Origin of the sequence: Blastococcus sp. TML/C7B (assembly GCF_016612845.1) — a bacterium.
In the GTDB taxonomy this organism is placed as follows: domain Bacteria; phylum Actinomycetota; class Actinomycetes; order Mycobacteriales; family Geodermatophilaceae; genus Blastococcus.
Genome location: NZ_JAEOAA010000001.1, coordinates 1950750 through 1973196, shown reverse-complemented (window position 1 = coordinate 1973196; position 22447 = coordinate 1950750). Strand labels below are relative to the sequence as shown.

The window sequence follows — 22447 nt, the reverse complement described above, 5'->3', positions numbered from 1 at the left end:
CGTCCACAGGCACCTTGTCGGCATGGTCGTTCGAACGTATGATCGAACGCATGAGCGGCGCTGCGACGGGGACGACGGCCGGTCCGGCCGCGCCCGAGGCGCCGTCGGTCGGCTGGGCCTCGGGGCCGCTGGGGGTCGTGCAGGCCGCCCAGCGCGAGGCCGGCCGGCAGCTCGCCCGCCGTGCCCGGGCGGTGGCCGCCTTCGCCGCGACCCGGCCCACGTCGGCCGACCGCCCCGCCGGCACGCCGGGCGCCATGAGCGCGGAACGGCGGGCCGCCCGTCCCGAGGTGCTGGCCGACGTCAGCGAGTGGGCGGCGCAGGAGCTCGTGGTGGCGCTGTCGATCAGCCCGGTCGCGGCCGAGAACCTGCTGGAGCGGTCGCTCACGCTGGTGCACCGGCTGCCCCGCGTCCTGGCGGCACTCGAGTCCGGGTTGATCCACGAGGGGCACCTCTGGTCGCTGCTGGAGAAGGTGGCGCCCATCCGCGACGCGGCGATCCGCGCCCGGGTGGAGCGGGAGGTGCTCGAGTGGGTGGCCGGCCGGTCGGTCACGACGCCGCCGCAGCTGGGTGCGAAGGTGCGGCGCTCGGTGCTGCGGCACGACGCGGCCGCCGCGGCCCAGCGGCTGGCGCGGGCGCTCCGCGAGCGCGGGGTGTCGGTGCGGGCGGACCGCCGCGAGGGCATGGCCGTGTTCGACGCCCTGATCACCGTGCCCGAGGCCCAGGCCCTGCTGGACGTGCTCGGTCAGTACGCGGACGCCATCGACGACCCGGACGATCCCCGGACGCGCGGCCAGAAGATGGCCGACTGCCTGCTCGACCTCGTGCTCCGGCCGGGCGAGCACGACGGACCTCCGGTGCGGGCGCGGCTCACCGTGGTCGCGGGCATCGCCACGCTGCTGGGCGGGGACCAGCCCGGCGAGATCGGCGGCGAGCCGGTGCCGGCGGAGGTGGTGCGTGCCCTCGCCCGTGCCCTGGGACTGCTGCCCGACGCGGCCCCCGACCCTGGCGGGCCCGCTGCGGCGCCGGACCCGGGCGGTGCGCCTCCGGCCGCGGGGTGGCTGTTCGACGAGCCCCCGGTCGAGGCGTGGAACGACGCGATGCGCGCCGCGGACGAGCGCTGGTGGACCGAGGTGGAGGCGCGGGCGCTGCGGGGTGAGTGGGGCGGCGAGGAGGACCCGCCGCTCGAGGTGCTCGAGCGCTGGTGGGCCGAGCAGGCCCGCCGCAGTGGCCCCACCCCGCCGGACGACGACTGGACGCCACCCGATGCGGAACCACCCACCGAGGCGACCGACTCCCGCCCGCCGACACCCCCAGCCGACCCGGCGTCAGATGTGGACGCGACGCCATCGGCCGACGCGGCGTCGCCGGTGGACGCGGCACCACCGGGCACTCCGACGTCACCGCCCGACGGGGCCGATGCGTCCCCAGGGTGGGCGCGTGCCGATCGAGCGGTCGACGAGGCGAGCGCGGCCCTGCTGGAGCTGCAACGCGCGGTGGGTCGGGCCGATCGGGCGGTCGCGGCGGCCGGACGTGCCGCGGCGGACGACGACGCGGCGTGGGAGGACGGCCCGGCCGGGCGGATGACGCGGGCCCGCGGGGCGATCGACGCGCTCGTGGCGGCCACCGCCGGGCAGCGCGAGGCGCTGGCCGCACTGCTGGAGCGCACCGCGGGCGGCGGGCTGCTCGACCGGCCCCGCATCGCGATCGTGGACGACCTCAGCGGAGCGCTCCTGGCACTGACCGACAGCACCGAGTTGTGCGCGTTGGCCACCTGCGGCGACGACTCCTGCCGCCGCGACCCGGCCCGGTGCGATCACGACCTCGGCGACCGCCCGGGCCTCGGTCCACCGCCACCGAGCTCCGGCTACCGACCCGGGGCGAAGCTCGACCGCTTCCTCCGCGCGCGCGACCGGCGCTGCCGGCAGCCCGGGTGCCGCCGGCGGGTGCCGCTGGGCGGCGAGCTCGACCACGACCGGCCGTGGCCCGACGGGCCGACGAGCGCCGGCAACCTCGCCGGCTACTGCACCGGGCACCACCGCGGGAAGCACCAGGCGCCGGGCTGGCAGCACCACCTGTCGGAGGACGGCACGCTCACGGTCGTCACGCCGAGCGGTCTGGTCGCGACCACCACGCCTCCCCCGTTCTGACCGGACGCCGCATCACCGGGGCGCCGGGCGCCTGATCGCGGGGTCCTGCGGTCGCCTGGTCGCCTCGCCGCCTGGTTGCTGGGTCGCCTCGTCACTGGAGCGCCGGGCAGAGGGCGGGCCACGGTCAGCCGCGCGGCGAGGTGACCTTCTCCGGGGTGATCCGCACCAGCAGCCGCACCTGGTCCCGGCCGCCGAACCAGGGGTAGGGGCGACCGATGTAGCGCTGGGAGAGCGCGTCGATGTGCTCCCGCGCTCCGTCCTCGGTCACCTCGGTGACACGGCCCCGCACCTCGAAGTAGCGGCTCGGATCGTCGGGGTCGGCCACGTTGAGCGCCACTCGCGGGTCGCGCTCGACGTTCCGCACCTTCTGGTGCCCGCGGACGGTGTTGATCAGGACGTCGTGCCCGTCGGTGTCCACCCAGGTCTGCGTCAGCTGGGGCGAGCCGTCCGGCATGAGGGTCGAGAGGAAGCAGGGGCTCGCCCGGCGGAGCAGGTCGAGCAGGGCGTCGGGGAGAGCAGCGGGCACGGCCACGCAGGGGTCCTTCCGGAGCAGTGGACCCGGCCCCTACCCGAGACCAGCGGCGTCACTCCGCCGGCGGCTCGCTCCCGTCGCCGATCGTCGCGACCTCGCGGGCGGCGTCCGGCCCCTGGTCAAGCAGCACCTGGAACCCGTCGTCGTCGAGGACCGGCGCCTTCACCTGCACCGCCTTGTCGTACTTGCTCCCCGGGTCGGCACCGACGACGACGAACCCGGTCTTCTTCGACACCGACCCGGTCACCTTGCCGCCGCGCTCCTGGATGGCGGCGGTCGCCTGGTCGCGGCTGTAGTCCCGCAGCGACCCGGTGACCACCACGGTCACACCGGTCAGCGGCCCCGGGCCGGCGTCGCTGCCCTCGTCGACCATGCGCACCCCGGCGCGACGCCACTTCTCCACCACCTCGCGGTGCCAGTCGACGGCGAACCAGTCGCGGATCGACGTCGCGATCGTGGGCCCCACGCCGTCGGCGGCGGCGAGCTCCTCCTCGGACGCCTCCGCGATCCGGTCCAGCGAGCGGAAGTCGCGGGCCAGCGCCTGCGCCGCGGTCGGCCCGACGTGCCGGATGGAGAGCGCGACCAGCACCCGCCACAGCGGCACGTCCTTGCGGCTCTGCAGGTTGGTGAGCAGCTTCTGCCCGTTGGCCGACAAGGCTGCGTCCTTCTTCTTCGTGAAGAACGTGGTGCGGCGGAGCTTCTCCTCGTCGAGGAAGAAGATGTCGCCCTCGTCCTGCAGCAGGCCGCCCTCCAGCAGCGCGATCGCCGCCTCGTAGCCCAGGTTCTCGATGTCGAACGCCCCGCGGCCGGCGACGTGGAACACCCGCTCCCGCAGCTGCGCCGGGCACGACCGGGAGTTCGGGCAGCGGATGTCGGCGTCGCCCTCCTTCTCCGGCCGCAGCTCGGTGCCGCACTCGGGGCAGTGCGACGGCATCTCGAACGCCCGCTCGTCCCCGGTCCGCGCCGCGACCACCGGGCCGAGCACCTCGGGGATGACGTCCCCGGCCTTCCGGATGACGACCGTGTCGCCGATCAGCACGCCCTTGCGCACGACCTCGGAGGCGTTGTGCAGCGTGGCCAGCTGCACCGTCGACCCGGCCACCTTCACCGGCTCCATGTACGCGAACGGCGTGACCCGCCCGGTGCGGCCGACGTTCACCCGGATGTCGAGCAGCTTCGTCGTCGCCTCCTCCGGCGGGTACTTGAACGCGATCGCCCAGCGCGGGGCCCGCGACGTCGACCCCAGCCGCCGCTGCAGCGCGTACTGGTCGACCTTGACGACGACGCCGTCGATCTCGTGCTCGACCGAGTGCCGCTGCTCCTTGGTCTGCTCGATGAACGCCCACACCGCCTCGAGGTCCTCGACCACGCGCGACCGGTCGCTCACCGGCAGGCCCAGCGAACGCAGCCGCTCGTAGGCGGCCGACTGCCGGTCGACGTCGAAGCCGCGATGCGCCCCGACCCCGTGCACGACCAGCCGCAGCGGCCGGGAGGCGGTGACCCGCGGGTCCTTCTGCCGCAGCGACCCCGCGGCGGCGTTCCGCGGGTTGGCGAACGGCGCCTTGCCCGCCTCGACCATGCCGGCGTTGACGTCGGCGAACGCGGCGACCGGGAAGTAGATCTCGCCCCGCACCTCGAGCAGCTCGGGGACGTCGTCCCCGGAGAGCTGCTGCGGCACGCCCGCCATGGTGCGGACGTTGGCGGTCACGTCCTCCCCCGTCGTCCCGTCGCCCCGGGTGGCCGCGCGGACCATCCGGCCGTTCTCGTAGACGATCGCGACCGCGACCCCGTCGACCTTGAGCTCGCACAGGTAGGCGGCACCGGCCGCGCCCTCGCGCTCCGCCCGCGCCGCCCAGGCGGAGAGCTCGTCGCTGCTGAACGCGTTGTCCAGGCTCTGCATCCGCTCCAGGTGCTGCACCGGCGCGAACGTCGCGGTGAACCCGCCGTTGACCTTCTGGCTCGGCGAGTCGGGCGTGAGCAGCGCCGGGTGGGCGGCCTCGAGCGCCTTGAGCTCGCCCATGAGCTCGTCGTACTGGCCGTCGCTGACCAGCGGCTCGTCGCGGACGTAGTAGGCGAAGGCGTACCGGTCCAGTTCCTCGGAGAGGTCGCGGTGGCGGGTGCGCGCGTCGTCGGGGACCTCGGTGACGTCCTCGCGGTCGGTCGCCGCCTCGACGGCGGGCTCGTCCAGCGCAGCGGGATCGGTGCTCACGCGGGAACGTTATCCGGCCGGTACGACAGCCAACCGGACGTCACCCGGGGCAGTGAGGACCGCCGGTACCGGCCGGCCTGCCACGATGCCGGTGTGCACCCCGAGCTCGCCCGCGCCCTCGAACCGGTGCTCCACGACCTCCGGGCCGGCGGGCCGCAGCCGCACCGGATCGGCGATCAGGACCCGGCTGATGAGGAGGGCGTCGCCTCCGCCTGGCTGTGGTCCGCCGACGGCAGCGGAACCGGCGTGTCGGTCGTCCTGGGCGCCCCGTTGCCGGAGCAGCTCGCCCACGTCGCGGACCAGGTGCACGACTGGGCGGTCGAGGAGCTGTGGGGCACCGCGAGGACGAGCTGGCCGCCCTGCCCCGAGCACCCGGACAGCCACCCGCTCGTCGTCCGGCGCGCCGGGGACGACGTCACCTGGGCCTGCCCCCGGTCGGGCACCACCGTCTGCCGGGTGGGCGAGCTGCGCTGAAGGGGCCGCGAGGGCCTACTCCGGCTGGAGCTGCTCCGCCGCCTCGCGCAGGTGGGTCATCGCCGCCCGGGCGTACGCGGGGCTCGCCCCGGCCAGCCCGCAGGACGGCGTCAGGGTGACGGCGTCCGGCAGCGCCTCGGCGGAGAAGCCCAGCTCGCGCCACCAGCCCCGCACCCGCGAGGCGGTCGCCTTCGGAGAGGGCAGCGCCGCGTCGGTGCCCGGCACCACCCCGGCCAGCAGGTGGACGCCGGCGTCGACGGCCTCACCCACCGCGTCGAGGTCCTGCACCACCCCCAGGTCGAACGACAGCCCGGCCGCACCCGCGGCGCGGAACAGCCCCAGGGGCATGCGGGGCGCGCAGCAGTGCACGACCACCGGCGCGGGCAGGCCGGTGACCACGGCCCGCAGCTCCTGCTCGACGACCTCGGCGGGCACGGCCGGCAGCCGACCGAATCCGCTCGCCGTGGGCAGCGCGCCCTGCAGCACCGCGGGCACGCTCGGCTCGTCGAGCTGCAGCACCAGGCGCGCTCCGGGCACCCGCGCCGCGACGGCGGCGGCGTGCGCCGCGAACCCCTCGGTGAGCGACTGCGCCAGGTCGCGGCGCGCCCCGGCGTCCACGACCGCCCGCTCACCGCGGGTGCGCTCCAGGGAGGCGGCCAGCGTCCACGGCCCGGCGGCCTGCAGCTTCAGCGTCCCGGTGAACCCGTCGGCCTGCTCGTGCAGCGCGTCGAGGTCGCGCGCCAGGAACTCCTCGGCCCGCCGCTGCTCGATGCCCGAGCGCGGCACCAGCCGCCAGCCGGCCGGCGTGATGTCGACGGCCAGCCCGACCAGCAGCGCCGCCGTCCGCCCGATCATGTCGGCGCCGGCCCCGCGGCCCGGCAGCTCGGGCAGGTGCGGCATGCCCGGCAGCTCGCCGAGCACGGTGCGGACGGCCTCGGCCGTGTCCGTGCCGGGCAGCGACCCGACGCCGGTGACCGGCCCCCAGGGTGCGGTCACCGGGCGAGCCGCACGGCCGCCTGGCCCACCACCCGGTCGCCGCGCTCCGCGTCCGGCTCGTAGAGGACGGCGGACTGGCCCGGCGCGACCCCGCGCTGCGGGACCGCCGGCTCGATGCGCAGGCCGTCGTCGTCGGCACTGACCTCGCAGGGCACCGGGCTGCCGTGCGCCCGGAGCTGCACCTCGAAGCGGCCCGGCAGCACCGGCGCGGCACCGGTCCAGGTCGGCGCACCGGTGCGCACCTCGTCGACCGACGCCAGCTCCGCCGTGCCGATCGTGACCGTGCGGCTGACCGGCTCGATGCCGAGCACGTACCGCGGCCGCGCGTCCCCGGCGGCGACCCCCAGGCCGCGGCGCTGGCCGACGGTGAAGCCGTAGGTGCCGTCGTGCTGGCCGACGGTCTCGCCGGTCGTGGCGTCCACCACCGGCCCGGGGCGGCTGCCGAGCCGGCGGGCCAGGAAGCCGCGGGTGTCGCCGTCGGGGATGAAGCAGATGTCGTGCGAGTCCGGCTTGGTGGCGACGGCGAACCCGCGCTCGGCGGCGATCTCGCGCACCCGCTCCTTGGTCATGCCCCCGAGCGGGAACCAGGCGGCGGCCAGCTGCTCGGCGGTGAGCACACCCAGCACGTAGGACTGGTCCTTCGCCGCGTCGACCGATCGCCGCAGCGCACCGTCGGCGAGCCGCGCGTGGTGCCCGGTGACGACGGCGTCGAACCCGAGCGACAGCGCGCGGTCGAGCACCGCCGAGAACTTGATCTTCTCGTTGCAGCGCAGGCACGGGTTGGGCGTGCGCCCCGCGGCGTACTCGGCCACGAAGTCGTCGACGACGTCCTCGGTGAACCGGTCGGCGAGGTCCCACACGTAGAACGGGATGCCCAGCTCGTCGGCGACCCGGCGCGCGTCGTGCGAGTCCTCGACGCTGCAGCACCCGCGGGAGCCGCTGCGCAGCGTCTGCCGGTTCTGCGACAGCGCCAGGTGCACCCCGGTGACGTCGTGCCCGGCCTCGACGGCCAGGGCGGCGGCGACGGCCGAGTCCACTCCCCCGCTCATGGCGGCGAGCACCCTCATCGGCGCCACCTCATCGTCGACCCAGCCCCGCCCGCCGAGCCCGCTCCACGACCGGCCCGATCACCTCGACGACGGCGTCGACATCGGCGTCGGTCGAGGTGTGACCGAGGCTGAACCGGAGCGAGCTGCGGGCCCGCTCGCCGTCGGCGCCCACCGCCAGCAGCACGTGGCTGGGCCGCGCGACGCCGGCGCTGCACGCCGACCCGGTCGAGCACTCGATGCCGCGGGCGTCGAGCAGCATGAGCAGCGCGTCGCCCTCGGCGCCGGGGAAGGACAGGTGCGCGTTGCCGGGCAGCCGCCCGGGTCCGCCGGCGACGACGTCGTCCAGCGGGGCGCCGTTGAGCTGCGCGTCGGGCACCTGCGCGGCGACCTCGCGCACCAGCCGGTCGCGCAGCTCGCCCACCCGGGCGGCCCGCTCCCCCCGGCTGCCGACGGCGGTGACCGTGGCGACGCCGAGCCCGACGATCGCGGCGACGTCGAGCGTCCCCGAGCGGACGTCGCGCTCCTGCCCGCCGCCGTGCAGCAGCGGCGTGCAGTCCGCGTCGCGGCGCAGGAGCAGCGCGCCCGCGCCCATCGGCCCGCCCAGCTTGTGCCCGGTCATCGTGAGCGCGTCGACGCCGCTGGCGCCGAAGTCGACCGGCACCTGCCCGACGGCCTGGACGGCGTCGGTGTGCACCGGCACCCCCACGGCGTGCGCGACGGCGGTCAGCGCGGCGATGTCGTTGACCGTGCCGATCTCGTTGTTCGCCCACATGACGCTGACCAGCGCCACGTCGCGGCCGTCGCCCAGCGCCTCGGCGAGCGCCTCGGGCCGGATCCGCCCGCTGGGCTCGACGGGCAGCCAGGTCACCTCGGCGCCGTCGTGCTTGACCAGCCACTCGACGCTGTCCAGGACGGCGTGGTGCTCGGCCGGGCTGACCACCAGCCGTCGGCGCTGCGCGTCGGACCCGCGGCGCGCCCAGAACATGCCCTTGATGGCCAGGTTGTCGCTCTCGGTCCCGCCGCCGGTGAAGAGCACCTCCGACGGGCGGGCGCCCAGCGCCTCGGCCAGCCGCTCGCGCGACTGCTCCGCCACCCGGCGGGCGGCCCGGCCGCTGGCGTGCAGCGACGAGGCGTTGCCGACCCGGCCCAGCTGCTCGGTCATCGCCGCGAGCACCTCGGGCAGCATCGGCGTCGTCGCCGCGTGGTCCAGATACGTCATGTCGCCGCCAGGGTAGTCGCGGCCGCCGGAGCCTCCTGGCCCGGCGGGACGGTGCGCCCGGCCACGCGGGCACCCACGATCGCGGGGATCGACAGCACGGCCACCGCGAGCAGCACCGCCGGTGCGAGGTCGCCCCCGCCGTCGGCCGCCCCGGCGACCAGCAGGCCGGAGAGCCCGACGCACAGCGCCGAGCCGGTGACGTCGGAGATCTGCAGCGCCGCGGAGTTCGCGCCGCGCTCGGCCTCCGGCGACTGGTCGAGCAGCAGCACGCCGACGCTGGGCATCGCCAGCCCCATGCCCACACCCGCGACGCCCCAGGTCAGGTAGGCCGGCCAGCCGCCGAGCGCCGGCACCGCGGTGGCGGCGGAGGCGACCAGCCCGAGCGCGAGCAGCAGGAACCCGGCGCGCAGCACCCGTCGCCGGGGCACGTCGGGCCGGCGGCCCTGCAGCTGCGCGGCGACCACCCAGCCGACCGCGCCGGCCGTCAGCGGCAGCCCGGCGGTCGCGGCGCTCCACCCGTGCTGCTGGGTGAGCACGAAGGGCAGCAGCGCGTCCATGCCGAAGAAGGCGCCGGCGGCCAGGCCGCGGCAGGCCACGACCGCGGGGATGCCCGGCCGGGCGCGGACCGTGCCGCGCGGCAGCAACCGGCGCAGGCCGGCGGCGAGCGCGGCGGCACCGACCAGGGCCAGCCCGGGGGAGACGACGTCCAGGCGCTGCGCGGCGTACTGCAGCGTGGCGATCCCCGCGCCGGCCAGCAGCGCCCAGAACGCGTTGCTGCGCCGGTCGCCGTCGACCCCCTCGGGCGCGACATCGGGCGCCGCGCTCAGGAGCAGGGCCAGGCCGGCCCCGACCAGCGGCAGCAGGCCCAGGAACACTCCGCGCCAGCCGACGTGCGTGGTGACCAGCCCGGCGGCGAGCGGCCCCACCAGGGCCGGCAGCACCCAGCCGGCGGCGAAGGCGCCGAACAGCCGCGGGCGCAGCTCCGCGGAGTACGCCTGCCCGGCGATGACGTAGAGCAGCACGATGACCACGCCGGCGCCCAGGCCCTGCACCGCGCGGCCGAGGACCAGCACCGCCATGTGCTGGGCGAGGCCGGCGACGAGCAGCCCCGCGGCGAACACCAGCACGCCCGCGAGGACGCCGGGCCGGGGCGAGCGCCGGTCCCCCACCTCGCCGCCGACGACCATGCCGACGATCGACGTGACGAGGAACGCGCTGAAGGGCCAGGCGTACCAGGCGACGCCGTCGAGCTCGTCGACCGCCGTCGGCATCGCCGTCCCGACCGCCATCGCCTCGAAGGCGATCAGGGTGACGAGGGTGAGCAGCCCGATCGTCGTCAGCCGGTGGCCGGCGTCCCAGATCGACGCGCGTGACTCCTCCACGCAGCGACCCAACCCCGCGGGCGCCCCGGACCTTCCCGGGTCCGGGAACGCGTCCGGGCGCCGCTCCCCGGAGGGAGCGACGCCCGGGCGTCGGTGCGAGGTCCTACTTGCGAGCGGTGATCAGCTCGGTCGCCGTCGGGACGACGGTGTTGAGGTCGCCGATGACACCGAAGTCGGCGAGCTCGAAGATCGGCGCCTCCGGGTCCTTGTTGATGGCGACGATCGTCTTCGACGTCTGCATGCCGGCGCGGTGCTGGATGGCACCGGAGATGCCGACGGCCACGTAGAGCTGCGGCGAGACGGTCTTGCCGGTCTGCCCGACCTGGAAGCTGTGCGGGTAGAAGCCGGAGTCGACCGCGGCGCGCGAGGCGCCGACGGCGGCACCGAGCGAGTCGGCCAGGCCCTCGATGATCGAGAAGTTCTCGGCGCTGGCCACACCGCGACCACCGGAGACCACGATCGAGGCCTCGGTGAGCTCGGGGCGGCTGCTCTTCTGCTCGATCACGCGGTCGGTGACCTTCGCGCCCTTGGCGGCGTCGGAGACCGACACCGTCACGGCCTGCTCGGCACCGGCGGCGGGGGCCGGCTCGGGGGTGACCGAGTTGCCGCGCAGCGTGTAGATCGGGGTGCCGGCGGTGACCTTCGAGTGCACGATCACCTGGCCGGCGAACGCGACCTGGGTCGCGGTGCCGTCGGCGGCGATCTCGGTGACGTCGGTCAGGAAACCGCTGCCGACCTTGACGGCCAGGCGCGCGGCCACCTCCTTGCCCTCGGGCGAGGAGGGGATGACGACCGCGGCCGGCGACTTCTCGCCGACCAGCTGGGCCAGCACCTCGGCCTTGGGGGCGACGAGGAACTCGTCGACCTCGGGGGCCTCGGCGACGTAGACGGTGGCCGCGCCGTACTCGGCCAGCGCGTCCTTCACGCCCGCGGCGGTGCCGGGGGCGGCGATGACGACGGCGGACGGCTCACCGAGCGCACGCGCCGCGGTCAGCGCCTCGAGGGTCGTCTTGCGGACTCCTCCACCGGCCGGGTTGAGCTCGGCCAGGACCAGGACCTCTGCCATGAGTAGCTTCTCCTCTTCCTTCGATCCGGGCCGGGCTCAGACGATCTTCTGGCCGGCGAGGAAGTCGACGAACTTCTGCGCGCCGTCGCCCTCGTCCGTCACCTTGACGCCCTCGCCCTTGGGCGGGCGACCGGCGAAGTCGAGGACCTGGGTGGTGGCGTTGGCCAGCCCGACGACCGAGGCGTCGACGCCGAGGTCGGCCAGGGTCTTGGTCTCGACCGGCTTCTTCTTGGCGGCCATGATCCCCTTGAACGACGGGTAGCGCGGCTCGTTGATGGTGTCCCAGGTGGACACGATCGCGGGCAGCGGGGCCTCGACGGCCCAGTAGCCGCCGTCGGTCTGCCGCTCGATCTTGGCGACGCCGCCGTCGACGGTGAGCTTGCGGGCACCGGAGAGCTGCGGCAGGCCCAGGCGCTCGGCCAGCAGGGCCGGCATGACGCTCATCTGGCTGTCGGTCGCCTCGGCGCCGCAGATGATGAGGTCGTACTCCAGCTGACCCAGGGCAGCGGCCAGGACGGCGCTGATCTGGACGGCGTCGGAGCCCTTGATGGCCTCGTCGGAGACGTGGACCGCCTTGTCGGCACCCATGGAGAGCGCCTTGCGGATGGCGTCGGTGGCGCTGTCGGGGCCGACGGTCAGGACGGTGACCTCACCGCCCTGGGCCTCCTTGACCACGAGCGCCTCTTCGATGGCGTACTCGTCGATCTCGTTGACGACGTTGTCAGCGGCGGCGCGGGCGACGGTGTTGTCCGCCGGATCCATCTTGCGCTCGCTGCCGGAATCCGGGACCTGCTTGACCAGAACGACGATGTTCATCGCCAGACATACCTCCGCGACGCGTCAGGGGGTGCGGGCGAACGCCCGACCAACTCCGACTTCGGAGGTTACTTCCCCGTTTCGGCACTGCGGGACGAGGGCCTGGTGAGCCACGTCACGCCGTGGTCGGCCAGTCGCCGGTCTCGGCGAATCGGCGCAGCGTGGCGGCGTGCGGCGCCAGGTCCAGCCCCTGCCCGGCGACCCACTCGTCGGAGTAGTAGGTGTGCGCGTACCGCTCGCCGCCGTCGCACAGCAGGGTGACGACGCTGCCGGTGCGGCCGCTGGCGCGCAGCTCGGCCACCAGCGAGAAGGCGCCCCACAGGTTGGTGCCGGTGGAGCCGCCCGCCCGCCGGCCGGTGACCTCGGCCAGGTGGCGCATGGCGGCCAGCGAGGCGGCGTCGGGCACCCGGATCATCCGGTCGACGATGGTCGGCACGAACGAGGGCTCCACCCGCGGGCGGCCGATCCCCTCGATGCGCGAGCGCCCGCCGGTGGTCGCCTCCGGGTCGCCGGCGGCCCAGCCCGGGAAGAACGCGGAGTTCTCCGGGTCGACGACGGCCAGCCGGGTGGGGTGCCGCCGGTAGCGCAGGTAGCGGCCGATGGTGGCGCTGGTCCCGCCCGTGCCGGCGCCCACGACCACCCACGCGGGCACCGGGTGCCGCTCGGCGGAGAGCTGGTCGAAGATCGACTCGGCGATGTTGTTGTTGCCCCGCCAGTCGGTGGCCCGCTCGGCGTAGGTGAACTGGTCCAGGTAGTGCCCGCCGCACTCGGCGGCCAGCCGCCGGGCCTCCCCGTACATCTCCGCGGCGCGGTCCACGAAGTGGCATCGGCCGCCGTGGAACTCGATCAGCGCGATCTTCTCGGGGCTGGTCGAGCGCGGCATGACCGCCACGAACGGCAGCCCGAGCATCCGCGCGAAGTACGCCTCGCTCACCGCCGTCGACCCGCTGGAGGCCTCCACCACGGTGCTGCCCTCGGTGATCTGGCCGGAGCACAGGCCGTACAGGAACAGCGACCGGGCCAGCCGGTGCTTGAGGCTGCCGGTCGGGTGGGTCGACTCGTCCTTGAGGTAGAGGTCGATGCCCCACTCCGGCGGCAGCGGGTAGACCAGCAGGTGGGTGTCGGCGCTGCGCCGGGCATCGGCCTCCACCAGCGCGACCGCCCGGTCCACCCAGGCCCGGCCGCCGGGGTCGGAGCGGTCGACGGAGGTCATGCCGGCTCGGCCGGGACGACGAGCACCGGCCGCTCGGCCGGCACCACCGACACCGCCGTCCCCGCGGTGAGGTGCTGGCTGTCGGCGCTGGCCAGGTCCGCGCGCACCTCGGTGCCGTCGGGCAGCGCGACCAGCAGGCGGGTGACCGCACCGGAGAACGTGCGGGTGACGACGTGCGCGGGCCCGCCGGCGGTCACCACGAGGGCCTCCGGCCGGACCAGCGCCTCCACCGCACCGGCGGGCGCGGAGCCCGCGACCGGGCGGCGGACGCCGAGCAGCTCGACGGCGCCGGCCGACAGCGTGGCGGGCAGCCGGTTCATCGTGCCGACGAACTCCGCGACGAACGCCGTCGCCGGGCGCTCGTAGAGCTCGTCCGGGCCGGCCACCTGCTCGAGCCGCCCGGCCCGCATGACGCCGACCCGGTCGGCCACCGACAGCGCCTCGGCCTGGTCGTGGGTGACGAAGACGGTGGTGATGCCGAGCTCGAGCTGGATCCGCCGGATCTCCTCGCGCAGCTGCACCCGCACCTGGGCGTCGAGGGCCGACAGCGGCTCGTCCAGCAGCAGCACCTTCGGCGCCACCGCCAGCGCCCGCGCCAGGGCGACCCGCTGCTGCTGGCCGCCGGAGAGCTGGTGCGGGTAGCGGTCGCCGCGGTCGGCGAGGCCCACCAGCTCGAGCAGTTCGGCCGCCCGCGTGCGCTGCTCGGCGCGGTCCCGCCGCCGCACCCGCAGCCCGAAGGCGACGTTCTCGGCGACCGTCAGGTTCGGGAACAGGCTGTAGGCCTGGAACACCATGCCGGCGTCCCGCTTGTTCGCCGGCACCCCGGTGACGTCCCGGTCGCCGAGCAGCACCCGGCCGGCGTCGGGCCGGTCGAACCCGGCGATCGCCCGCAGCGCCGTCGTCTTGCCGCAGCCCGACGGGCCGAGCAGCGCGAGGAACTCGCCGCCGGCGATGTCCAGGTCCAGCCCGTCGAGGGCGACGACGGAGCCGTAGCGCCGGGTCAGCCCCTCGATCCGGATGGGCACGCCGGGGCGGGTGTCCGGGGCCGCGGCCGCGGTGCGGGGCGAGGCGGCGGTCATGCGGTCTCCTCCGTGCCGCGCCGGCGGTCCAGCGCGGAGATCATCAGCAGCAGCAGCCAGGTGACCAGCAGCGAGAGCACGGAGACGGCGACCGACAGCTGCGGCGCCGAGCCCGAGATCCGCAGGATCCAGGTCGGGAAGGTCTCGAACCCGAGGATGTTGGCGAAGGTGAACTCGCCCAGCACGAGGGCGAGGGTGAGGAACGCGGCGTTGAGCACCGAGGTGCGCAGCACCGGCAGCACCACCGAGACCAGCACCCGCGGCCAGGACGCGCCCAGGTTGCGGGCGGCCTCGGTGAGCGTGCGCAGGTCGGCCCCGTGCACGCCGGCGTCCAGCGCGCGGTAGACGAACGGCAGCGCCAGGACGACGTAGGCGAACACCAGGATCCAGGGCAGGTCCGGTTCCTGGATCGCGAAGAACGCATCCGCCAGCGGGGTGCCCAGGAAGTAGTCCGGTGCCCACGACAGCACGCTGCGGACGCCGACGACCAGCGCGATCGGCGGGACGACCAGCGGCATGAGGGTGAGCAGCTCCACCGCCGTCCGCAGCCGGGGCAGCCGCAGGTCCACGAGGACGACGGTCGGGATCATCAGCGCCAGCGCGAGGAGCACGGTGAGCGCGGCCAGGATCAGTGAGCGGGTGAAGGCCTCGGCGAACCCGTCGGCACCGGGGATGCCGGTGTAGAACTCGGCGGTCACCCCGCCGTCCCGGCGGTCGCGCACGGTGAACCAGAACGAGGCCGCGATCGGGATGAGGAAGTACAGCCCGAGCAGGCCGAGGACGGCGAACCGCCAGGCCCCGCCGCCACGCCGTCCGGACCGGACCGGGGTGTCCGGGGCGACTCCCCCGGCGCCCGCGACGCCCTCCGCCAGCGCGGTCATGCCAGCCACCGCTGCGTGCGGCGCTGCACCCAGGCGTAGAACGCCATGACCAGGCCGACGACGACGACCATGCCGAGCGCCAGCGCCTTGCCGAGGTTCTCCGCGCCGACGACGACGTTGCTCGACAGCGCGTCGGCGATCTGCAGCGTGACCAGCGGGACGCTGCTGCCGACCAGCGCCTTGGCGGTCGCGTAGGCGGCGAACGCGGAGGCGAACAGCAGCATGGTGGCGCCGAGCACCGGCGGGGCGAGCACCGGCCCGCCCACATAGCGCCAGTACTGCCAGCCCGTCGCGCCGAGGTTGTCGGCGGCCTCCCGCCATTGCGGCCGGAGCGCCTCCAGCGCCGGGATGATCGTGAGCACCATCAGCGGCACGAGGAAGTAGAGGTAGACCAGCGCCAGGCCGGTCATCGAGTACAGCGAGAACCCGCCCAGGCCGATGCCGAGGGTGTCCTGGAGCAGCGCGGTGACCACGCCCTGGTTGCCGATGGTGGCGATGAACGCGAAGGCCAGCGGGATGCCGCCGAAGTTGGCGAGGACACCCGAGGCGGTGAGCACCATCCGGCGCAGCAGCTGCCCGCGGCGGGCGCGCAGGATGGCGACGGCCAAGGCCAGCCCGAGGACGGCGGCGAGCACGGCGGTGATCAGCGAGAGCTGCAGGCTGCCCAGGTAGGCGCGGCGGTAGACGCCCTCGGTGATGGTGGTGATCGAGCCGGTGGACCAGGTCTCCTCGTAGGTGACCGGGTCGGTGGCGCGGAACGCCTCGACCGCCAGCACCGCGATGGGGAGCAGCAGGAACACCGCGACGTAGAGGAAGAACGGCACCGTCCCCAGCGCCGTCAGCACGCGGCCGCGCCGGCCCCCGCGACGGGGGGCCGGCGCGACCGCGACCGGAGCTGACGTGCTCAGCCGGACATCTCCTCGTTCCAGCGGGTCGTGACGACCTGCTTGGCGGCGGCCTCCTGCTCCTCGGTCGGGAACTCCGCGGAGCCCTCGATCTCGGGGAGTGCGCTGCGCGCCTCCTCGTCGGCGGTGCCGGCGTCCTCCATCACCGGGAGGCGGACCGGGCGCGCCCCGCCCTTCAGCCAGATGTTCTGGCCCTCGTCGCTGTAGAGGAACTCCTGCCAGAGCCGGGCCGCGGCCGGGTGCGGGGCGAACTTGCTGATCGCCTGGCTGTAGTAGCCGCCCATCAGGCCGTCGGTCGGCACGTTGACCTCCCACGTCGACCCGGCGGCCGCCATCGGCTCGGTCTGCGCAGCGTTCACGTAGTCCCAGTCCAGCGAGATGGGGGTCTCGCCCGACAGCACCGTGGCCGGCGTCGACTCGACGGGGTTGAAGTTGCCGCTGGCCTTGAGGTCGACGAAGAAGTCGATCCCCGGGCCGATGTCGTCGAGGTCGCCGCCGTTGGCCAGCGCCGCGGCCCACACGCCGGCGAAGGCGGCCTGCGCCTGCGTCGGGTTGCCGTTGAGCGCGACCTGCCCGGCGTACCGCGGGTCGGCGAGCTCGGCCAGCGTGGTCGGGCAGACGCCGACGATCGTGGCGTTGCAGCCGATCGACAGGTAGCCGCCGTAGTCGTTGTACCAGTGGCCGTCGGGGTCCCTCTGGTCCTCGGGGATGTCGTCCCAGGTCTGGACCTTGTAGGGGGCGGTGAGGTCCTGCGCCTTGGCCTGGCGGGCGAAGGACAGCCCGAGGTCGAGGACGTCGGGGGCCCGGTCCTGGCCGCGCTGGCTGGTGACCGCGTTCAGCTCGTCCTGGCTGGAGCCGTCGGGGCTGGCGCTGTTGATCTCGATGTCGTACTTCTCGCTGAAGGTGTCGAGCATCTCGCCGTAGTTCGCCCAGTCCGGTGGGAGGGCGATGACGTTGAGCTCGCCCTCGGCCTGCGCGGCCTCGACGAGGGCGTCCATGCCGCCGCCGTCCTCGACGGAGGTGGCGGTGGCCCAGTCCGAGCCGCTGCCGCCACCCGAGTCGCCGTCGTCCGAGCCGCAGGCGGTCAGGGTGAGTCCCGCCGTCACGACCGCGACGGCGGTCCGCAGGGTGCTTCGTCGCACGTGTCCTCCTGGTGTGGGGTCGCGCCCGGAGCCGGATGACGCCGGTGATCGACCTCGCGCATTGTGACCGACCGGACATGGCCGCGCCCGGTGCGGTCGGGTGGCGATCCGGTGAGCTCCGGGCGGCGGACCGGCGGGTTCAGCGTCCGGTGAAGGTGGCCTTGCCCGGGCCGCTCTCCAGGAAGGAGCGCATGCCGGCCGCCTGGTCCTCGGTGTCGAACAGCTCGGCGAACAGCCGGCTCTCCAGCGCCAGGCCCTCGTCGAGGGGCAGCTCGAGCCCCTCGTCGATCGCGCGCTTGGCGGCGGCGAGGGCCAGCGGCGGCCCGGCGGCGAACTTGCGGGCCATGGCCAGGGCGGTCTCGTACACCTCGGCGTCGGGGACGACGGCGTCGGCCAGGCCGATCTCGAGGGCCTCCTCCGCACCGACGTGCCGGCCGGTGAAGATCAGGTCCTTGGCCTTGGCCGGGCCGACCAGGCGGGCCAGCCGCTGCGTGCCGCCGGCGCCGGGGATGACGCCGAGCTGGATCTCGGGCTGGCCGATCTTCGCCCGGCTGCCCAGCACGCGGAAGTCGGCGCACAGCGCCAGCTCGTAGCCGCCGCCCAGGGCGTAGCCGGTGACCGCGGCGATGACCGGCTTGGGCAGCCGCGCCACCGTCCGGAAGGAGTTCTGCAGCTCGCGGCCCCAGGCGACCATGCCCCGGCCGTCGAGCTGGGACATGGCCTTGATGTCGGCGCCGGCCGCGAACACCCGCTCGCCGCCGTAGATCACGACGGCGCGCACGTCGTCGCGCTCCTCCGCCTCCATCGCGGCGGCCCGCACCTCGTGGTGCAGCTGCTCGTCGATGGCGTTCATCTTCGGGCGGTCGAGGCGGATCGTGCCCACCCCGTCCTCCACCTGCAGGGTCACGAACTCCGGGGTCTGCGCCATGGACCGAACCCTAGCGAGCGCGGCGGGCGGCGAACCGCCCCTCGGTGCGGGTGAGCTCCAGCGGCAGCCCGAAGGTGTCCGACAGGGCGCCGGCGGTCAGGACGTCGTCCACCGCACCGGCCGCCACGACCTCGCCGCCGCGCAGCAGCAGGGCGTGCGTGTAGCCGGGCGGGATCTCCTCGACGTGGTGGGTGACCAGCACCTGCGCGGGGGCGTACAGGTAGCGCGCGAGGTCCGAGAGCCGGGAGACGAGGTCCTCGCGGCCGCCCAGGTCCAGGCCTGCGCCGGGCTCGTCGAGCAGCAGCAGCTCGGGGTCGGGCATGAGCGCGCGGGCGATCTGCGCGCGCTTGCGCTCGCCCTCGCTGAGCGTCCCGAACGGCCGGTGCGCGAACTGTGCCACGCCCCACTGCTCCATGAGCATCCCGGCGCGGGTGAGGTCGTGGACGTCGTAGCGCTCCCGCCAGCGGCCGACGACGGCGTACCCGGCGGAGACGACGACGTCGCCGGTCCTCTCCGCCGCCCCGATGCGTTGGGTGAGCGCCGCGCTGGTCAGCCCGATCCGCGGCCGCAGCTCGAAGACGTCCACCGCGCCGAGGGTCTCCCCCAGCAGCCGCACCTCGCCGCGGCTCGGCTGCAGCAGCGCCCCGGCCAGCTGGAGCAGCGTCGTCTTCCCCGCCCCGTTGGGCCCGAGCACCACCCAGCGGTGATCGGCTTCCACGCGCCAGTCGACATCGCGCAGCAGGGTGTTCTCCCCGCGCACGACCCCGACCCCGGTCATCCGCACGACGGCCCCGTCCGAGGCGTCCGATGTCGACACGCTGCCCATCCAACCAACCCGGCGCGCACCACCTGCACACGCACACCCCGCCGCACTTGGCACGATCGCCCGGTGACCGCATCCCCCGCCGTCGAGGTCCTGCCCGGCTCCCCCGCGCCGCTCGGCGCGCACTGGGACGGCACGGGCACGAACTTCGCCCTGCGGTCGGCCGGGGCGCACGCGGTGGAGCTGTGCCTGTTCGACCCCGACGGCAGGGAGCACCGGTACCCGCTCACCGAGAGCACCCACCAGGTCTGGCACGGCCGGGTCGGCGGCATCGGGCCCGGTCAGCGCTACGGCTACCGGGTGCACGGGCCCTACGAGCCCTCCAGCGGGCACCGCTTCAACCCGGCGAAACTGCTGCTGGACCCCTACGCCCGTGCCGTCGACGGCGGCCTCACGCTGCACCCGGCGGTGTTCGGCCACCCGGGCGACGCGGTGGACGGCCACGAGCCCGACGGGCAGGACTCGGCGCCGTTCGTGCCGCGCGGCGTCGTCGTCCACGACACCTTCCCGTGGGACGGCGACCGCGCGCCGCGCACGTCGTGGTCGGACACCGTCGTCTACGAGGTGCACGTCAGGGGCGCCACCATGCGGCACCCCGGCGTCCCCGCCCACCTGCGCGGCACCTACGCCGGGCTCGCGCACCCGGCGTTCGTCGAGCACCTGCAGACCCTCGGCGTGACCGCCGTCGAGCTGCTGCCGGTGCACGCCTTCGTCAGCGAGCCGCACCTGCTGCGCCGCGGGCTGACCAACTACTGGGGCTACAACACCCTCGGCTTCTTCGCCCCGCACGCCGGGTACAGCGCGTCGGGGAGCGACGGCGGCCAGGTCACCGAGTTCAAGACGATGGTCAAGGCGCTGCACGCCGCCGGCATCGAGGTGATCCTCGACGTCGTCTACAACCACACCGCCGAGGGTGACCACACCGGCCCGACGCTGGCGTTCAAGGGCATCGACAACGCCGGCTACTACCGCCTCGACGGCGCGGACCCCGCCCGCTACACCGACGTCACCGGGTGCGGGAACACCCTCGACGTGCGCCGGTCGCCGGTACTGGCCCTGCTCATGGACTCGCTGCGCTACTGGGTCACCGAGATGCACGTCGACGGCTTCCGGTTCGACCTGGCCCCGGCCCTGGCCCGCGGCACCGAGGACTTCGACCGGTTCTCGGGCTTCTTCGACGTCGTCCACCAGGACCCGGTGGTCAGCCAGGTGAAGCTGATCGCCGAGCCGTGGGACGTCGGCCCCGGCGGGTACCAGGTGGGCAACTTCCCGCCGCCGTGGGCGGAGTGGAACGCGGCCTACCGGGACACCGTGCGCGACGTGTGGGCCGGCGGACACGTCGGCGTCCGCGACCTGGCCTACCGGCTGACCGGCTCCTCGGACCTGTACCGCTCCGACGGCCGCCGCCCGTTCGCGTCGGTCAACTTCGTGACCGCGCACGACGGGTTCACCCTGCGCGACCTGGTCACCTACGAGCACAAGCGCAACGAGGCCAACGGCGAGGAGAACCGGGACGGCGAGAGCCACAACCGCGGCTGGAACTGCGGGGTCGAGGGCGAGACCGACGACCCGCAGGTGACCGCGCTGCGCCGGCGGCAGGTGCGCAACCTGCTGGCCACGCTGCTGCTGTCCACCGGGGTGCCGATGCTCACCGCCGGCGACGAGCTGGGCCGCACCCAGCACGGCAACAACAACGCCTACTGCCAGGACGGCGAGCTCTCCTGGCTGGACTGGACGCAGGTCGACGACGAGCTGCGGGCCTTCGTCGCGCACGTGCTGGCGCTGCGGCGGTCGGCGCCGGTGCTCCGGCAGGAGGCGTTCTTCGAGGGCCACGAGCTGCCCGGCACCGGCGGCACCCGCGACCTCGCCTGGTTCGCCCCCGACGGCGGCCAGCTCACCACCGCGGACTGGTTCGACGCCGACCTGCAGACCCTCGGCATGTACCTCGACGGCCGCGGCATCCGCGCCCGCGACGCCCTCGGGCGCCCCGTCGTCGGCGACTCGTACCTGCTCTGGCTGCACGCCGGCGCCGAGCCGCTGACCGTGCAGCTGCCCGCCGCGCCCTGGGCGGACGGCTACGAGTTGGTCGTCTCCACCGAGTACGCCACCGGCGCGCCGCCCGCGGCCGCGATGATCGCGCCCGGCCCGGTCGAGCTGCCCGGCCGCAGCGTGTGGGTGCTCAAGGTGCTCCGCCGCCCCTGAGCCGGCCCGCGGGACCCGACAGTGTGCGCTGGTGCGCAGTTCCGGGCCCTGGAGCGGCGCATCAGCGCACACTGTTCACCCGGATCGGAGGAGTCGACGCCGTGGTCGGACTGCTGTTCGTGCACGCCATCGGTCCGCGTGCCGGATCCGACGCGTGGCCGGGGCAGGCCGGCGTCCCGGGTGGGCGGTTCGTGACGCGGCGCGGCTTCGACGGCGGCGACCTCCTCCGGGAGTACACCGTGGACGGCGAGGCCTCCTGGCTCGTCCCCGGGCTGACGCCGGCCACCGTGCTCGTCGGGCACTCGTGGTCCGCCGTCGCGGCCCTCGCGGCAGCGGTGCGGGCGCCCGCGGTGCGCGGGGTGGTCCTCATCGAGCCGATGGCCGCGGTCGCAGCACCCGATGACGCCGTGGTCCGCGAGCACGTCCGGGCCGTCTCCCCCGCGTTCGAGCCCGACCTGTCTCGCGAGGAGTTCCGCCGTCGCTTCTCAGCCGGGATGGGCTTCGACCTGCCCGTCCCGCGGACGGCGGACGACGGGCGGGCGCTGGAGCTCCTCCGCCGGCACCGCCCGCCGTGGGAGTCCACGCTGACGCACGAGTCGCTCCACGACCTCGGGGTTCCGCTCGCGGTCGTCACGGGTGCGTGGAGCCCGCTGTACGAGACCGTGGGTGCCGCGCTCGCGGAGTCGACCGGCGCTAGCCACGTACGCATCGAGGGCGCTGGCCACCGCCCGCAGGACACGCGCGGGTTCACCGACTGGCTGCTCGACTGGGCCGGGGCGCTCCCGCCATCGGAGCCGTGAGCCCGCGGGACCCGCCCGCCCCGATCTGTGAGCATCGCGCCCCCGGTATGTCCGTCGCCCCTGAAGGTTGACCGGCATAACCTGCCGCGATGCAGAGGGATGCCGATCGGCTGACGGCCGCCGCGGTCCGGGTCGAGGCGGACCTGCGGCGGACGACGGGCCGGCCGTGGACCTGCTCGGTCGAAGACTTCGCCCTCACGGTCACCGACGGCGTCCTGACGCGGCGCGTGGAGCTGGAGCACGAGGTGGAGGAGGCCTTCGTCGCTCCGCCCGTCGAGCCGCGTGATCTCGAGGCCGATCTGGATGCGGACGCGGACGAAGTCGTCGCCTACGAGGTGTCCGAGGCGCTGACCGACCTGGGCCTGCACTGGCCGGTGTGTCCCGAGCACCGGCAGGTCATGGGCTCGTGCACCGGCTGGTGGTACTGCTCGGGAGAGACCTACCACGACGTCGCCGAGATCGGCTCGCTGCAGGCTGGGTGAGCCCGCCGCATCGGCCGACCGGGCGCACCGATGCGTCATCGCGGGCTCCGAGATGACGCATCCGCGCGCCAGATCGGCGCGCCGGCGCCGGCCCGCGAACGC

Annotated in this window: 20 protein-coding genes; 5 read left to right on the top strand and 15 right to left on the bottom strand. The window is 74.8% G+C overall.

Translation table 11 applies throughout. The annotated features are described in order from the left end of the window. Positions 1 to 50 precede the first annotated feature (50 nt). Positions 51 to 2147, top strand: coding sequence for an HNH endonuclease (locus JKP76_RS09590; protein WP_200490641.1), 2097 nt, complete (start codon positions 51 to 53; stop codon positions 2145 to 2147). 124 nt (positions 2148 to 2271) lie between these two features. Here JKP76_RS09590 and JKP76_RS09585 read toward each other — a convergent pair whose 3' ends face one another. Beyond that, positions 2272 to 2679, bottom strand: a complete 408-nt coding sequence (locus JKP76_RS09585) for a PPOX class F420-dependent oxidoreductase (RefSeq protein WP_309229852.1) — start codon at positions 2677 to 2679, stop codon at positions 2272 to 2274. Positions 2680 to 2731: 52 nt separating this feature from the next. Further along, on the bottom strand, positions 2732 to 4888 hold the full coding sequence (gene ligA, locus JKP76_RS09580) for an NAD-dependent DNA ligase LigA (RefSeq protein ID WP_200490640.1): 2157 nt from the start codon (positions 4886 to 4888) through the stop codon (positions 2732 to 2734). 93 nt (positions 4889 to 4981) lie between these two features. On the opposite strand from ligA, the gene JKP76_RS09575 reads away from it, so the two are divergent. Next, the gene (locus JKP76_RS09575; protein WP_200490639.1) at positions 4982 to 5362 is read left to right on the top strand and encodes a hypothetical protein; all 381 of its coding nucleotides are present in this window, start codon (positions 4982 to 4984) and stop codon (positions 5360 to 5362) included. Positions 5363 to 5377: 15 nt separating this feature from the next. Here JKP76_RS09575 and JKP76_RS09570 read toward each other — a convergent pair whose 3' ends face one another. From JKP76_RS09570 to JKP76_RS09510, 13 genes are all read right to left on the bottom strand, one after another. Further along, entirely contained in the window at positions 5378 to 6358 is a 981-nt protein-coding gene (locus JKP76_RS09570; RefSeq protein WP_200490638.1) for a methionine synthase, read from the bottom strand. Next, positions 6355 to 7425: a tRNA 2-thiouridine(34) synthase MnmA gene (mnmA, locus tag JKP76_RS09565; protein WP_200490637.1), complete on the bottom strand. Its 1071-nt coding sequence runs from the start codon at positions 7423 to 7425 to the stop codon at positions 6355 to 6357. Before mnmA ends, JKP76_RS09570 begins: the two co-directional genes overlap by 4 nt. 10 nt (positions 7426 to 7435) lie before the next feature. Then, positions 7436 to 8626 carry a cysteine desulfurase family protein gene (locus tag JKP76_RS09560; protein WP_200490636.1) on the bottom strand — a complete coding sequence of 397 codons (1191 nt, stop codon included), beginning with the start codon at positions 8624 to 8626 and terminating at the stop codon, positions 7436 to 7438. Next, on the bottom strand, positions 8623 to 10008 hold the full coding sequence (locus JKP76_RS09555; protein WP_309229853.1) for an MFS transporter: 1386 nt from the start codon (positions 10006 to 10008) through the stop codon (positions 8623 to 8625). The genes JKP76_RS09560 and JKP76_RS09555 overlap by 4 nt, the downstream gene beginning before the upstream one ends. 103 nt (positions 10009 to 10111) lie before the next feature. Further along, positions 10112 to 11074, bottom strand: coding sequence for an electron transfer flavoprotein subunit alpha/FixB family protein (locus JKP76_RS09550; RefSeq protein WP_200490635.1), 963 nt, complete (start codon positions 11072 to 11074; stop codon positions 10112 to 10114). Positions 11075 to 11110: 36 nt separating this feature from the next. Continuing rightward, a complete protein-coding gene (locus JKP76_RS09545) occupies positions 11111 to 11890 on the bottom strand; it encodes an electron transfer flavoprotein subunit beta/FixA family protein (protein WP_200490634.1) in 780 nt (259 codons plus the stop codon). A 115-nt stretch (positions 11891 to 12005) separates the two neighbouring features. Continuing rightward, positions 12006 to 13103: a PLP-dependent cysteine synthase family protein gene (locus JKP76_RS09540; RefSeq protein WP_200490633.1), complete on the bottom strand. Its 1098-nt coding sequence runs from the start codon at positions 13101 to 13103 to the stop codon at positions 12006 to 12008. Next, a complete protein-coding gene (locus JKP76_RS09535) occupies positions 13100 to 14182 on the bottom strand; it encodes an ABC transporter ATP-binding protein (RefSeq protein ID WP_200490632.1) in 1083 nt (360 codons plus the stop codon). Before JKP76_RS09535 ends, JKP76_RS09540 begins: the two co-directional genes overlap by 4 nt. Beyond that, entirely contained in the window at positions 14179 to 15063 is an 885-nt protein-coding gene (locus tag JKP76_RS09530) for an ABC transporter permease subunit (RefSeq protein ID WP_200490631.1), read from the bottom strand. The genes JKP76_RS09535 and JKP76_RS09530 overlap by 4 nt, the downstream gene beginning before the upstream one ends. Then, the gene (locus JKP76_RS09525; protein WP_309229854.1) at positions 15060 to 15908 is read right to left on the bottom strand and encodes an ABC transporter permease subunit; all 849 of its coding nucleotides are present in this window, start codon (positions 15906 to 15908) and stop codon (positions 15060 to 15062) included. Before JKP76_RS09525 ends, JKP76_RS09530 begins: the two co-directional genes overlap by 4 nt. 59 nt (positions 15909 to 15967) lie before the next feature. Beyond that, on the bottom strand, positions 15968 to 17110 hold the full coding sequence (locus JKP76_RS09520; RefSeq protein ID WP_200490630.1) for an extracellular solute-binding protein: 1143 nt from the start codon (positions 17108 to 17110) through the stop codon (positions 15968 to 15970). 139 nt (positions 17111 to 17249) lie between these two features. Then, complete coding sequence (locus JKP76_RS09515) at positions 17250 to 18038, bottom strand: enoyl-CoA hydratase/isomerase family protein (RefSeq protein WP_200490629.1); 789 nt, start codon at positions 18036 to 18038, stop codon at positions 17250 to 17252. Positions 18039 to 18048: 10 nt separating this feature from the next. After that, positions 18049 to 18864, bottom strand: coding sequence for an ABC transporter ATP-binding protein (locus JKP76_RS09510; protein WP_200490628.1), 816 nt, complete (start codon positions 18862 to 18864; stop codon positions 18049 to 18051). 63 nt (positions 18865 to 18927) lie between these two features. Here JKP76_RS09510 and glgX point away from each other — a divergent pair, with 63 nt between their 5' ends. The 3 genes from glgX (at position 18928) to JKP76_RS09495 (ending at position 22345) form a co-directional block, all read left to right on the top strand. Continuing rightward, positions 18928 to 21063 carry a glycogen debranching protein GlgX gene (glgX, locus tag JKP76_RS09505; protein ID WP_200490627.1) on the top strand — a complete coding sequence of 712 codons (2136 nt, stop codon included), beginning with the start codon at positions 18928 to 18930 and terminating at the stop codon, positions 21061 to 21063. Between the two features lie 101 nt (positions 21064 to 21164). Next, a complete protein-coding gene (locus JKP76_RS09500; RefSeq protein WP_200490626.1) occupies positions 21165 to 21863 on the top strand; it encodes an alpha/beta fold hydrolase in 699 nt (232 codons plus the stop codon). Between the two features lie 89 nt (positions 21864 to 21952). Then, positions 21953 to 22345: a hypothetical protein gene (locus JKP76_RS09495; RefSeq protein WP_200490625.1), complete on the top strand. Its 393-nt coding sequence runs from the start codon at positions 21953 to 21955 to the stop codon at positions 22343 to 22345. Positions 22346 to 22447: the final 102 nt, after the last annotated feature.